Consider the following 13,635-nt stretch of genomic DNA (forward strand, 5'->3'; position numbering starts at 1 on the left):
CTGCCCTACTGCCCTACTGCCCTACTGCCCTACTGCCCTACTGCCCTACTGCCCTACTGCCCTACTGCCCTACTGCCTGCCCCAACGCCCGCCCCCTCCACGGCCAATTGCAGTTTTGCCAAGCCATGGGCAGAGTGCCGCGCGAAACACAGGGGTTTTCATGCAGGCATCGGACAGTTCCAGGAATTCCATCGGCGGCATCGACATCGCCCGCATCGCCGAATTGCGCGAGACGGAGGCGGCCGCCTTCCGCAAGGCGCGGCTGAACTCCGAGGCGAAGCTCGGCAACGGCATCGCCGGCTTCCTCGGCGGCGTGCCGATGCACTGGATGACCGACTGGCCGACGCCATTCCCGATCCTGGTCGACGGCGCCAAGGGCGCCACCATCACCGATATCGACGGCAACAGGCTCGACGATTTCTGCCTGGGCGACACCGGCTCGATGCTCGGCCACTCGCCGCCGGCGGTCGCGCGCGCCATACGCCGGCAGGCGGCCCGGGGTCTGACCTACATGCTGCCCAGCGAGGATGCGCTGGCGATCGGCCCACTCCTGCAGCAGCGCTTCGGCCTGCCCTATTGGCAGATCGCCACGACCGCCACCGACGCCAACCGCTTCGCGCTGCGCGTCGCCCGCGCCGTGACCGGCCGCGAAAAGATCCTGGTCTTCAATGGTTGCTATCACGGCTCGGTCGACGAGACGATGGTGCGGCTGATCGACGGCAAGCCGGTGAACCGGCCCGGATTGGCCGGCGAGTTCCGTGACCTGACGCGGGCGACGAAGATCGTCGAGTTCAACGACATCCCAGCCCTGGAAGCAGCGCTTGCGGACCGCGACGTCGCCTGTGTCATCACCGAGCCGGTGCTGACCAACTCCTGCATGGTGCTGCCGGATCCAGGCTTCCATGACGCGCTGCGGCGCCTGACCCGAGCGTCCGGCACGCTGCTCTTGATCGATGAGACGCACACGATTTCGACGGGACCCGGCGGTTACACACGCAAGCACGGGCTGGAGCCGGACCTGTTCGTGCTCGGCAAGCCGGTGGCGGGCGGCGTGCCGGCGAGCATCTGGGGGATGAGCGAGGGGGTCGCCACGCGCTACGGCGCCTACAATCGGACCAAGGAGCCAGGCTATTCCGGCATGGGCACGACGCTGTCCGCCAATCCGCTGCAATTCGCGGCGATGCGCGCCACGTTGGAAGAGGTGATGACGGAGGATGCCTACGCCCATATGGACCGGCTGGCGCGCCGGCTCGATGCGGGGCTGACCGCCGTCATCCAACGAAACAAGCTGCCCTGGCATGTCGCGCGGGTCGGCGCCCGCGTCGAATTCATCTGCGCGCCCGGGCCGCTGCATAATGGCGGCGAGGCCGAGAAGGCGCATGCGCCGGAATTGGAAGCCGCCATCCATGTCGCGCTGGTCAATCGCGGCGTGCTGATCGCGCCGTTCCACAACATGATGCTGATCTCGCCGGTGACAACTTCCGCGCAGGTGAGCCGGCTGATCGCCGCCTTCGCCGCGGTTGCGGCCCGGCTTACGGCGTGAGAAAAGCGGCCATGGACAATCCGAACGCCGTTACCATGTCCCCTTCCGGCTCGACGCCCGCCGAGGCGAAGGCCTTTCTCGACGCGCATCCGGAGATCGAGGCGTTCGACATCGTGCTCACCGACGCCAACGGCATCGGCCGCGGCAAGATCGTGCGCCGGCACGAGGTGATGGGGATTTTCGAGAACGGCCGGCATCTGCCGATCTCGATCCTCGGCCTAGACATCACCGGGGAGGATGTGCACGAAACCGGGCTGGTATGGGACACCGGCGACGGCGATCTGCGGGCATGGCCGATCCCGGGCACGCTGGTGCCGCTCTACGGCACCAATCCGGCCCGCGGCCAGGTGCTGATGTCGATGTACCATCTCGACGGACAGCCGATGACCTCCGACCCGCGGCTGGTGCTGGCAAGGCAGGTGGAACTGCTGGCGGCGCGCGGCCTGCATCCGGCCGGCGCCTTCGAGCTGGAATTTTTCCTGCTGTCCAACGAGCGCGACGCGGACGGCAAGGTGCAGCCTGCCCGCGCGGTGCTCGACGGGCGCCGTTCGGCGAAGACGGAAGTCTATTCGGTCGACCATCTGCACGGCATGGAGCCGCTGTTTTCCGACATCTATGCCGCGGCCCAGGCGCAAGGCATTCCGGCCGAAACGGTCATTTCCGAATATGCGCCCGGCCAGTACGAGCTGACGCTGAACTACCGCAAGGACGTGATGCGAGCAGCCGACGACCTCATCATGCTGAAGCGGCTGGTGAGGGCGCAAGCGCGGCGGCACGGCGTGACCGCCTGCTTCATGGCCAAGCCCATCGAGGCCTATGCCGGGTCGGGCATGCATTTCCATGTTTCGCTGCAGGACGACGCCGGCAAAAACGTCTTTACCGAGGCTGCCGGCGAGAAATGGTCGCCGAAGCTGCTCAATGCGCTTGGCGGGTTGATCCACACCATGGCGGAATCGATGCTGGTGTTTGCGCCCCACGCCAATTCATGGCGCCGCTTCGTCTCGCAATCCTATGCGCCGGTGGCACCGACATGGGGCGTCAACAACCGATCGGTGGCGCTGCGCGTGCCGGCGGGCGATGCCAGGAACCGGCGCATCGAGCACCGGCCGTCGGGCGTCGACGCCAATCCCTATCTGGTGGCGGCGACGGTGCTGGCCGGCATCGTCAAGGGCCTCGACGAGGGGCTGGATCCGGGGCCGGAGACGACCGGGAACGGCTACGAGCAGGCGAGCGAAAGATCGACCATGCCGGCCGACTGGCGCGCCGCAATCGAGGCAGCCAAGGGCTCCGATTTCCTGAAGTCGGCGCTCGGCCCCGACCTGCATCGCACCTTCGTCGCGATCAAGCAGGCGGAATATCTGCGCGTCGCCCGCACCGTCAGCGAGCTGGACTACCACCTTTATCTGCACGAGGTGTGAGGCCCGCCCGATAGCCAAGCGATCACGTTTTGCCGACGGCAATCAAAAGTTATAGCCAATTGCATTTCTGGAACATATCATGAACAGATGGCTGTGCTTTCCGTCCGCGAGAAACTGGCGATCCTGTCCGATGCCGCAAAATACGACGCTTCCTGCGCGTCGTCAGGGTCAGCGAAACGCGACTCGCTGAGATCGGGCGGCATCGGTTCGACCGAGGGTTCCGGCATCTGCCACTCCTACGCGCCGGACGGGCGCTGCATATCGCTCCTGAAAATCCTGCTGACCAATTTCTGCATCTACGACTGCAGCTATTGCATCAACCGCTCCTCCTCGAATGTGCGGCGCGCTCGCTTCAGCGTCGAGGAGGTGGTGAAGCTCACCATGGATTTCTACCGGCGCAACTACATAGAGGGGCTGTTCCTGTCCTCGGGCGTCATCCGCTCGCCGGACGAGACGATGGGCGAGATGGTCGAGGTGGCGCGCAGGCTCAGGATCGAGGAAAAGTTCGGCGGCTATATTCATCTGAAAACCATCCCGGAGGCATCGGCCGAGTTGATCGAGAAAGCCGGCCTCTATGCCGACCGCTTGTCGATCAATGTCGAGCTGCCGACGGACGAAGGCGTCAAGAAGCTGGCGCCGGAAAAGAAGCCGGAAAGGATCCGGCTTTCGATGGCCAAGCTGCGCTGCAAAATCGAGGAGAAGGGCGAGCCGACGCTGCAGAGCCGAAAGCGCGAGCGATTCGCGCCGGGCGGCCAGTCGACGCAGATGATCGTCGGCGCCGATAGGACCTCCGACGACGGCATTTTGCGCGCCAGCGCCCGGCTTTACGGCAGCTATCACCTGCGCCGCGTCTACTACTCCGCCTTCAGCCCAATCCCGGATTCGTCCTCTGCGCTGCCATTGCAGAAGCCACCCTTGATGCGCGAGCACCGGCTATACCAGGCGGACTGGCTGATGCGCTTTTACGGCTTCTCGCAACCGGAGATCCTGGCAGGCAGCAATGACGGGATGCTCGACCTTGCCATCGACCCCAAGCTTGCCTGGGCGCTGCGCAACCGTGGCCGGTTCCCGGTCGACGTCAACCGCGCCGAGCGGGAAGCTCTGCTGCGCGTGCCCGGGCTCGGGACCAAGGTGATCGACAGGATCATCGAGACACGCCGCCACCGCCGGCTGCGGCTGGAGGATGTGAGCCGGCTTTGCCATTCGGTCAACAAGGTGCGGCCCTTCATCATCGCGGAGGGCTGGTCGCCCGGCGCGCTGACCGACAAGGCCGGTTTGCGCCAGGTGATCACCCGTTCCTGCGAGCAGCTTTCATTGTTCTGACCATGGCAAGAGCCCAACTCAACCTCGCCATCCATGTCGTCCGACTCGAAAGCCAGACCGATTTTGCCGGCTGGCGGGATGCCGCGCGGCGGCTGGCGACGAACGATATTCCGCCGGAAGATGTCGCGTGGCAGGTCGAGCCGGATGGCGAAGACGGCGCCAGCGATTTGCCGGCTGCGCAAGCCGATGCGCGGCTGGTCGTGCCGCGCGACTTCGTCGAGCGCGCCGAGACGGTGATCTGCCATTGCGATCCGGAGCGCTTCAGCTTGCTCTACCGGCTGCTTTGGCGGTTGCGCTCGGAGCCGAAGCTGCTTTCGATCGCAACCGATCCCGATATCCGGCGGCTGGAGGCGATAGAGAAGGCGGTGCACCGCGACATCCACAAGATGCGCGCCTTCGTGCGCTTCCGGAAGATCGGCGAAGGCGCGGACGAGCGCTATGTCGCGTGGTTCGAGCCCGACCATTTCATCGTCGAGCGCAATGCCGATTTTTTCGTGCGCCGTTTCACCGGGATGCGCTGGACGATCCTGACCCCGCTTGCCTCGGCCGACTGGGACGGCGAGCGGCTGGCGATCGGGCCGGGTGCGGCCAGGCGCGACGCGCCGGCGCAAGACGATGCCGAGGCGCTCTGGCGGACCTATTTCGAAAACATCTTCAATCCCGCCCGGCTCAAGGTGAAGGCGATGCAGAAGGAGATGCCCAAGAAATATTGGCGGAACCTTCCCGAGGCCTCGCTCATTCCAGATCTGATAGCAGGAGCGGACGGAGCCGCGTCAGCCATGATCGACCGGATGCCAACCAGCCCAGCACCGCACCATGCCAAGGTGAAGGCCAAGCACTGGCCGACGCCCGAGCCAGCCGATGTGGTGGCGCCAGAGGCCGAAGACATTCCGGAGCTGCGCGAAGAGGCGAAAGGCTGCCGCCGTTGCCCGCTCTGGCGCGACGCGACGCAGACTGTGTTCGGCGAAGGGCCGGACAACGCCTTTGTGATCTTCGTCGGCGAACAGCCCGGCGACCAGGAGGATCTCGCCGGCAAGCCCTTCATCGGGCCGGCGGGAAAGGTGTTCGACAGCATATTGGACGACGCCGAGATCGACCGCCGCAAGGTCTATGTGACCAATGCGGTCAAGCATTTCAAATTCGAGCCGCGCGGAAAAAGGCGCATCCACTCCAAGCCCAACGCCGGCGAGATCCAGGCCTGCCGCTGGTGGCTGGACAAGGAGCTGGATCTCATCAAGCCGAACCTCGTGGTGGCGCTTGGCGCGACGGCCGCGCAGTCGCTGCTCGGCAAGGCGGTGCCGATCACCAAGATGCGCGGCGAAGTGGTCGAGCGCGAGGATGGATTGCGCGTATTTCTCACCATCCACCCCTCCTTCATCCTGCGCATCCGCGATCAAGAGGACAAGGAGGCCGAGAAGGAGCGGTTTCTGCGGGATATGCGGAAGGTGAGGGAATTGATGGGGTCGTGATCGATTTAGGTCCCTTATCGGAGCTCGCACCGGCGGATGCCGTTGCACGGTCGTGCGACCTCTGCGATTCGCCGAAACGTCCATCGCTTCTCATCGACGGGCGGAGCAATGACGACCTCTGTGGGGCTCCGCGCTACCTAACCAGGACTGCCCTCAGATCATTCACATTCGTGCCCGTCGGACCCGGCACGAACAAATCCCCGACCGCGTTGAAAGCGGTCCAGGCGTTGTTGCCGGCAAGCATCGCCTTGGCATCGACGCCGGCCGCACGCATGCGCGACACAGTCGAGCCGTCGGCAAAGGCGCCGGCATTGTTCTCCGAGCCGTCGATGCCGTCGGTATCCGCGGCTAAGGCGTGGATGCCGTTCACGCTCTCGATGCCGATGGCGAAGGCGAGCAGGAATTCCGAGTTGCGGCCGCCTTTGCCTTTGGCGCGGAGTGTAACGGTGGTCTCGCCGCCGGACAGGATCAGAACGGGCTTCTGGAAGGGGCGGTTGCGGGTCGCCACCTCGCGGGCAATCGCCGCGTGGACCCCGCCGACCTCGCGGGCCTCACCCTCAATTGCATCGGACAGGATAACCGCTTCGATGCCTTGCCGTTTCGCTTCCGCGGCGGCCGCCTCCAGCGACACACCGGCCGAGGCGGTCAAGTGAACCTCATTGCCGGCAAAGCGTGGATCGTCGGGGCGCGGCGCATCGGCGGCCGGCGACCCGATATGCGCCATGACCGAGGCGGGCAGCTTCATGCCGTAAGCGGCGATCGAGGCCAGAGCATCCTCGCGGCTGCCGGTGTCGGGAACGGTCGGTCCCGAGGCAACCAGCGCCGGGTTGTCGCCTGGAATGTCGGAAACCACCAGCGACACCACGCGCGCCGGGTGAGCGGCAGCAGCCAGGCGTCCGCCCTTGATGGTCGAGACATGCTTGCGGATGGTGTTCATCGCCGCGATCGGCGCGCCGGAGGCAAGCAGCGCCTCGTTGACGGCAATCTCGTCGGCCAGGGTCAGGCCGGGAGCAGGCGACGGCAGCAGGGCCGAGCCGCCGCCGGAAATCAGCGCCACCACCAGATCGTCTGCGGTCAGACCCCGCACCTTCTCCAGCAGCCGGCGCGAGGCTTCGAGGCCAGCGGCGTCCGGCACCGGATGCGCCGCCTCGATGATCTCGATGCGCTCGCATCTTGCGCCATAGCCGTAGCGCGTGACGACAAGGCCGTCGATCGGGCCGTCCCAGACCTTCTCGAAGGCCGCCGCCATCTGCGCCGAGCCTTTGCCGGCGCCGATGACGATGGTGCGGCCCTTCGGCTTCGCCGGCAGATGATTGCGGATCGTCTTTTTCGGGTCGGCGGCGGCAACAGCGGCGAAGAAGATCGACGTGAGAAAGCTTTTCGGATCGGTCATTTTTCTTCCGGCGGCAGCGCGAGCCCGCTCGCATCGATGCCAAGGAGGGCGCACAGAGCATCGACGACGACGCCATGATCCTCGCGCTCCGGCAGGCCGGAAACGGCGATAACGCCGATGACGCCCGCGCCCTTCACCGTGACCGGAAAGCCGCCGCCCGCGAGCACATAATCGGCGATGTCAAGCGCTTCTCCGACCTTGAAGGTGCGGTCGGGACGCTGCTGCTCCAGCACAAGACGGTAGGTGCTTCGCAGATAGCGCTTCACGACATTGATCTTGCGCCGCGCCCAATCGGGATTGGAGGCGTTAGAGCCCGGCATGGCGGCGTAGAAGAGCGGCCGGTCGAAGGTCCTGATGTCGACGATGATCGGCAGGTCTTCCTTCAAAGCCCTGTCTCGGATGGCAGAGCCGATCTTGAAGGCGACGGCCTCGTCGAAGGCCGCGAAGACCAGCGTGGCTTCCTGTTTTTTGATCAGAGCGATGTCGTCGGCGGTGGCCATGGCGTTTCCCCTGTCAATGTCGACGCACGCTTTGGCCGATGGCTGACGCCGGGTCAAGCGACCAGCGCATTTAATCTATGCGACAATCGCGCTCTTCGCCGGACGGCCCGCCACATAGACCTCGCGCACGGCGCGATCGTCGCCCAGCGTCTGCAGCAGGAAAAGTTCCTCGGCCAGCGTTTCGACCGTTTCCATCCTGAGCCGCATGCCCGGCGTCGAACGGGCGTCGAGCACGACGGTGTCGGCGTCGGTGCCTTCGTCCAGCGTGCCGACCTTGTCGGCCACCGATAGCGCCTCGGCATTGCCGCGCGTCAGCTGCCAGAAGGACTGGAAGGGGTTCAGCTTCTCGCCGTTCAGCGCGATCACCTTGTAGCCCTCGTCCATGGTGCGCAGCATCGAATAGTTGGTGCCGCCGCCGACATCCGTGGCTGCGGCGATCCTGAGCGGATTCTCGCGACGGCGGTAACGCTGATAGTCGAACAGGCCGGAGCCGAGGAAGAGGTTGGAGGTCGGGCAAAACACCGCGACCGACCCCGACTGCGACAAGGCGTTCGCCTCGTGTTCGGAAAGATGAATGCAGTGGCCGAACAGACTTTTCCTGCCCAACAGCCCGTAGTGTTCATAGACGTCGGTGTAGTCGCGCGACCAGGGATAAAGCTCCTGCGTGAAGGCGATCTCGGCGTGGTTCTCCGACAGATGCGTCTGCATGTGGAGGTCGGGATGCTCGCGGCAAAGCGCGCCGGCCATCTCCATCTGCTCGGGCGAGGAGGTAATGGCGAAGCGCGGCGTGATTGCGTAGAGCTGACGGCCCTTGCCGTGCCATTCGGCGATCAGCGCCTTCGTATCGTCATAGCCGCTCCGCGGCGTGTCACGCACACCGTCCGGCGCGTTGCGATCCATCATCACCTTTCCGGCGATGTTGAGCATGTTGCGTTCATGCGACTCGGCGAAGAAAGCCTCGGCCGATGATTTGTGCACGGAGCAATAGGCAGCCACTGTCGTCGTGCCGTGGCGCAGCATCTCATCGAGGAACAGACGCGCGATGCGGCGGCCGTGTTGCGCGTTCTGGAATTTCGACTCTTCGGGAAAGGTGTACTTGTTCAGCCAATCGAGCAACTCGGCGCCGTAGGAGGCGATGACCTGCATCTGCGGCACATGCACGTGGGCATCGACGAAGCCCGGCAGGATGAGATGCGGGCGATGGTCGATCGTCTCGACGCTCGCGCCCGCCTTCTTCAGGACTTCCGCATAAGATCCGGCGGCAACGATCTTGCCGTTTTCGATCAACAGGGCGCCATCCTCCTCGTAGCGCCAGGCGGAATGATCGTCGACCGTTTCGGGCCAGCGCAGGAAGGAGAGCGTGCGGCCGCGCAGAAGTTTTGAGGTCATGCTTACTTTCCGGCGCCTTCGAACCAGGCGACCAGAAGGTCCCGTTCCTGGTCGGTGATCTGGGTAACGTTGGCGGGCGGCATGGCATGCGCCCGGCCGGCCTGGATGTAGATCTCTCGCGCGTGCTCGGCGATGCGCTCGTCGGTGTCGAGCAGCACGCCCTTCGGCGCATGGTAGATGCCTTCATAAACCGGCTCTTCCGTATGGCACATGGAGCAGCGACCAAGCACCGTGTCGCGCACCGCCGGGAAATGCGCCGAGGCGATATAGACCTGGGCGGCGGCCGAAGCGGCGGAGGTGTTCGGCTCGCCGGTCAGCACCTTCGGCACCGTCGAGAGCCAGACGATGATCATGAACAGCACGGCAGCACCGAGCCATGTCCAGGTCGGGTTGCCCTTGCGCGCGTGGACCGTGTTGAAATAGTGCCGGATCAGCACCCCGATGATGAAGACCAGCGAGGCGATAACCCAGTTGAACTGCGTCCCGAACGCCAGCGGGTAATGGTTCGACAGCATCAGGAACAGGACCGGCAAGGTCAGGTAGTTGTTGTGCAGCGAGCGCTGCTTGGCGATCTTGCCGTATTTCGGGTCCGGCTTGCGGCCGGCGATCAGGTCGGCGACGACGATCTTCTGGTTGGGGATGATGACCATGAAGACATTGGCCGACATGATCGTGGCGGTGATGGCGCCGAGATGCAGGAAGGCGGCGCGGCCGGTGAAGAGGTGCGTAAGCCCCCAGGCTATGAACACCAGCACGCAGTAAAGCACCAGCATCAGCCCGGTGTCGCTTTTGCCCAGCGGCGAGCGGCAGAGCAGGTCGTAGACGACCCAGCCGACGCCGATGGTAGCCATCGACAAGAGGATGCCGACCGGCGCCGATATGTTGAGCACATTGGGGTCGATCAGGAACAGATCGGCGCCGGCATAGTAGACCACGCAGAGCATGGCGAAGCCCGACAGCCAGGTGGCGTAGGACTCCCATTTGAACCAGGTGAGGTGCTCCGGCATCTCGGCGGGCGCCACCAGGTATTTCTGGATGTGGTAGAAGCCACCGCCATGCACCTGCCACTCTTCGCCGAAGGCCCCGGCGGGCAGGCCGGGGCGCTGGCGCAGACCGAGGTCGAGCGCGACGAAATAGAAAGACGAGCCGATCCAGGCGATGCCGGTGATGACATGCAGCCAGCGGACTGCAAAACTCAGCCAGTCCCAGAAAATCGCGAAATCCGTCATTGCACTCGTCCCTGCCGATGAGAGCGACTTTACGGGCTCGCGCCGAAACGAAAAGAGGCGAGGTGCGCGATGACTTTCAAAAAAAAATGTAAAATACTAGGCTTACCCTTCATAGCCGTTTGAGAGCCACACATGGCCTATCTCGACAACATTGCCGTCTTCGTCCGCGTCGTCGAGCTCGGCAATCTGTCGGCGGCGGGGCGTGACATGCGCATTTCGCCGGCAGTAGCCTCCAACCGGATCAAGGAACTGGAAAAGCATCTGGGCGTGCGGCTGTTCAACCGTACGACAAGGCAATTGATGCCGACCGAGCACGGCACGGTGTTCTACACCGGCGCCAAGCAGGTGCTGGATGCGATCACCGAGGCGGAAGCGGCGGTCGCAGCGCTTTCCGGCCAGCCGCGCGGCACGATCAGGGTTACGGCGCCGCTCGGCCTTGGCCGCCGGCTGATCGCTTCGGGCATTCCGGATTTCCATGACAAATATCCCGATATCGAGGTGCGGCTCAGGCTCTCCGACCACAATGTCGACATCATGAAGGAAGGCATCGACGTCGCCTTCCGCCTCGGCATCATCGAGGATTCCAGCCTCAGGATGCGCGGCATCATGGAATGCGAGCGCGTGCTGGTGGCGGCGCCGAAATATCTGGAGGCGCGCGGCGAACCGGCCGAGCCGCAGGAACTGGTCGGCAGGAAGCACGACTGCCTGATGCTGCGCTATGCCGGCGCGCGCGAATATGTCTGGACGCTGCAGACGCCGACCGGCCCACAGAAATTCGAGGTGCACGGGCCCTATGACACCGACGACGGCGACGTGCTGACCGGCTGGGCGCTGTCGGGGCGCGGCATCATCAACAAGCCGCGTTTCGAGGTGGAGCCCTTCATCCGCGACCGGCGGCTGAAGGTGATACTGCCCCAGACGCCACCGACGCCGGTGCAGTTCGCCGCCGTCTATCCGCACAAGAAGCTGCAGGACCCAAAGGTGCGGCTGCTGCTCGATTTCATGGCCGAGCGCTGCCAGCGGCTGATCAAGGATATTCTGGCTGGAAAGTGATAGCCGCGTGGCCCACCCGCGCCGGTTGCCTTGCGCGAAAGCCGGCCTAGGTTGGTAGCCGAATGGCTGCGAGACGTCGCCCGCAGCCAAATGGGCCACCGCATGCATCTCGCCGTTTCTCTAAACATCGCCACGACCGACGGGCGAGACGTCCCGGACTTCGGCCAAATCAGCGCCTTCGTGCGGAAGGCGGAAGGGGCGGGCGTTGACATGGTCATCATTTCCGACTCCGCCGATGTGCCATCGACCAGCCTGTTCGAAGCCACGACACTGCTGGCCGCCCTGGCGACGGTGACCAACAGGATCGGGCTCGTGGCCAGCGCCTCGACGCTCGCGCACCAGCCCTACAATCTGGCGCGCCGGTTTGCTTCGCTCGACATCATCAGCCATGGCCGCATCGGCTGGAACGCCACGCTGGAGCAGAACCCGCGCGAGGCAGTGAATTTCAGCCGCCCGGAAGGGTTCTCCGATCACGATTTCCGCCGCCGCGGGGAAGAATATATCGGCATCGTCCAGGGGTTATGGCAGGGCTGGGACGCGGATGCCTTGCTGTTCGACAAGGTGGGCGGTCGGTTCCACGATCCCGACAAGATGCATTTCCTCGATCATAAGGGCGAGTTCTTCGTGGTCCGCGGGCCGCTCAATGTCGCCTGCTCGCCGCAGGACACGCCTGTGCTGGTCATGTCCGGCTTAAGCGAGACCGATCGCGATTTCGCGAGCCGCGTCGCCGACATCATCCTGGTCGAGGAACAATCGGCCGAGGCCGCGAATGCTGCGACCGCCGACTTGAGACGCCGAGCGCTTGCCACCGGCCGCCAACCGGAAGTCGTGAAGGTGCTGCTGACGATCGCCATTGAATCCGAGCCGCCTATCGACAGGCTTCGAATCTTGCCGGGCTCGAGTGGCTGTGACGGCTTCAATCTTGTTTTGCCGGCTGGTGTCACGGCGCTTCAGAGTTTTACCGACCGTGTCTTGCCGGAACTCCAACGCCACGGCCTCGCCGGCCGGGGCCAGCAGGGCGCGACGTTGCGCGCGCGTCTTGGGCTCGGCGAAGGAGGCGCAAAATGACCGCGCGCCAAATGAAGCTCGGCCTCTTCCTTTGGGCGACGGGACACCATATCGCCGCCTGGCGTCACCCGGACGCGCATGTCACGGCCGGTATCGACATCGACCACTACATACAACTTGCCCGCACGGCCGAAGCGGCGAAGTTCGACATGGTGTTCTGCGAGGATGCGGCCGGCTTGCGCGAGGCCAATGTCCAGATCGCCAGCCAGACGTCGCGCTCAATCGGCTTCGAGCCGATCAGCCTGCTTTCGGCGCTGGCCGCGCAGACGGATCGCATCGGCCTCGTTTCGACGGCATCGACCAGCTACAACGAACCCTATGAGCTGGCGCGCATGTTTGCCTCGCTCGACAATCTGAGCGGCGGGCGGGCCGGCTGGAATCTCGTCACCTCGGCGAGCCCGATCGAGGCGGCGAATTTCGGCGCGACGGGGCTGCGGCCGCATGCCGACCGCTATGCGCGGGCGCGCGAGTTCGCCACCGTGACGACCGGGCTCTGGCACCGCAAGCCTGCCGGCCATGATGGCGAAAGCTTCACGGTGCGAGACCCGCTCGACATACCGCCCTCGCCGCAAGGCGCGCCGGTGATGGTGCAGGCGGGCGCCTCGGACGACGGCAAGGATTTGGCCGCGCGCACCGCCGATGTCGTGTTCTCGGCGGCGCAGACTTTCGAGGAAGCCAAGGCCTTCTATGACGATCTCAAAGGGCGGGTCGCCGCTTACGGACGCCAGCCGGACGATGTGAAGATCATGCCCGGCGTAGCGCCGATCGTCGCCGCCACGAAAGCTGAGGCGCAGGCGAAATACGATGCGCTGCAGGAATTGATTCCCGACGATGTCGGCGTGGCGCTGCTCTCCAGCTATCTCAGCATCTCCGACCTCGGCCGCTACCCGATCGAAGGGCCGCTGCCCGAACTGCCGGAGAGCGAGGGCATGAAAAGCCGACAGGCGCTGGTCGTCGAGCAGGCGCGCCGCGACGGGCTTTCGATTCGCGAGCTCGCGCGTTACTTTGCCGGCGCGCGGGGCCATTGGCGCGTGGTCGGCACGGCCAGAGAGATCGCCGACGAATTGCAGGTCCGCTTCGAAGGCGGCGCGGCCGACGGCTTCAACGTGATGCCATCCTGGTTCCCTGGCGAGCTCGACGCCTTTGCGACACTGGTGGTGCCGGAGCTGCAGCGGCGCGGCCTGTTCCGCAAGGACTATGAAGGCCGCACTTTGCGCGAACATCTCGGCCTGAAACGGCCGATCTAGGAT

11 protein-coding genes are annotated in these 13,635 nt (G+C 64.7%); 7 read left to right on the top strand and 4 right to left on the bottom strand.

Annotated features, from left to right (window positions below):
• Positions 1–160 precede the first annotated feature (160 nt).
• The 4 genes from P9272_RS12490 (at position 161) to P9272_RS12505 (ending at position 5,753) form a co-directional block, all read left to right on the top strand.
• Entirely contained in the window at positions 161–1,543 is a 1,383-nt protein-coding gene (locus P9272_RS12490; RefSeq protein WP_278160777.1) for an aspartate aminotransferase family protein, read from the top strand.
• A gap of 11 nt (positions 1,544–1,554) precedes the next feature.
• Positions 1,555–2,961 (top strand): glutamine synthetase family protein, encoded by a 1,407-nt coding sequence (locus P9272_RS12495; RefSeq protein ID WP_278160778.1) that lies wholly within the window; start codon positions 1,555–1,557, stop codon positions 2,959–2,961.
• 87 nt (positions 2,962–3,048) lie between these two features.
• Positions 3,049–4,284 carry a putative DNA modification/repair radical SAM protein gene (locus P9272_RS12500; protein WP_278160779.1) on the top strand — a complete coding sequence of 412 codons (1,236 nt, stop codon included), beginning with the start codon at positions 3,049–3,051 and terminating at the stop codon, positions 4,282–4,284.
• Between the two features lie 2 nt (positions 4,285–4,286).
• Positions 4,287–5,753, top strand: a complete 1,467-nt coding sequence (locus P9272_RS12505) for a UdgX family uracil-DNA binding protein (protein WP_278160780.1) — start codon at positions 4,287–4,289, stop codon at positions 5,751–5,753.
• 133 nt (positions 5,754–5,886) lie between these two features.
• Here P9272_RS12505 and P9272_RS12510 read toward each other — a convergent pair whose 3' ends face one another.
• The 4 genes from P9272_RS12510 to P9272_RS12525 all read right to left on the bottom strand — a co-directional run bounded on the left by P9272_RS12510 (position 5,887) and on the right by P9272_RS12525 (position 10,264).
• On the bottom strand, positions 5,887–7,146 hold the full coding sequence (locus P9272_RS12510; RefSeq protein WP_278160781.1) for a glycerate kinase: 1,260 nt from the start codon (positions 7,144–7,146) through the stop codon (positions 5,887–5,889).
• Positions 7,143–7,646, bottom strand: coding sequence for a heme-degrading domain-containing protein (locus P9272_RS12515; RefSeq protein ID WP_278160782.1), 504 nt, complete (start codon positions 7,644–7,646; stop codon positions 7,143–7,145). Before P9272_RS12515 ends, P9272_RS12510 begins: the two co-directional genes overlap by 4 nt.
• A 75-nt stretch (positions 7,647–7,721) precedes the next feature.
• Positions 7,722–9,035: a guanine deaminase gene (gene guaD / locus P9272_RS12520; protein ID WP_128259955.1), complete on the bottom strand. Its 1,314-nt coding sequence runs from the start codon at positions 9,033–9,035 to the stop codon at positions 7,722–7,724.
• Positions 9,036–9,037: 2 nt separating this feature from the next.
• On the bottom strand, positions 9,038–10,264 hold the full coding sequence (locus P9272_RS12525; protein ID WP_128259954.1) for a urate hydroxylase PuuD: 1,227 nt from the start codon (positions 10,262–10,264) through the stop codon (positions 9,038–9,040).
• A 132-nt stretch (positions 10,265–10,396) separates the two neighbouring features.
• Between P9272_RS12525 and P9272_RS12530 the strand changes: the two genes are divergently transcribed.
• The 3 genes from P9272_RS12530 to P9272_RS12540 all read left to right on the top strand — a co-directional run bounded on the left by P9272_RS12530 (position 10,397) and on the right by P9272_RS12540 (position 13,632).
• A complete protein-coding gene (locus tag P9272_RS12530; RefSeq protein WP_128259953.1) occupies positions 10,397–11,317 on the top strand; it encodes a LysR family transcriptional regulator in 921 nt (306 codons plus the stop codon).
• A 102-nt stretch (positions 11,318–11,419) separates the two neighbouring features.
• Positions 11,420–12,385, top strand: a complete 966-nt coding sequence (locus P9272_RS12535; RefSeq protein ID WP_278160783.1) for an LLM class flavin-dependent oxidoreductase — start codon at positions 11,420–11,422, stop codon at positions 12,383–12,385.
• The gene (locus P9272_RS12540) at positions 12,382–13,632 is read left to right on the top strand and encodes an LLM class flavin-dependent oxidoreductase (RefSeq protein ID WP_278160784.1); all 1,251 of its coding nucleotides are present in this window, start codon (positions 12,382–12,384) and stop codon (positions 13,630–13,632) included. The genes P9272_RS12535 and P9272_RS12540 overlap by 4 nt, the downstream gene beginning before the upstream one ends.
• The last annotated feature ends 3 nt before the right edge of the window (positions 13,633–13,635 follow it).

Origin of the sequence: Mesorhizobium sp. WSM4976, assembly GCF_029625685.1 — a bacterium.
GTDB lineage: Bacteria > Pseudomonadota > Alphaproteobacteria > Rhizobiales > Rhizobiaceae > Mesorhizobium.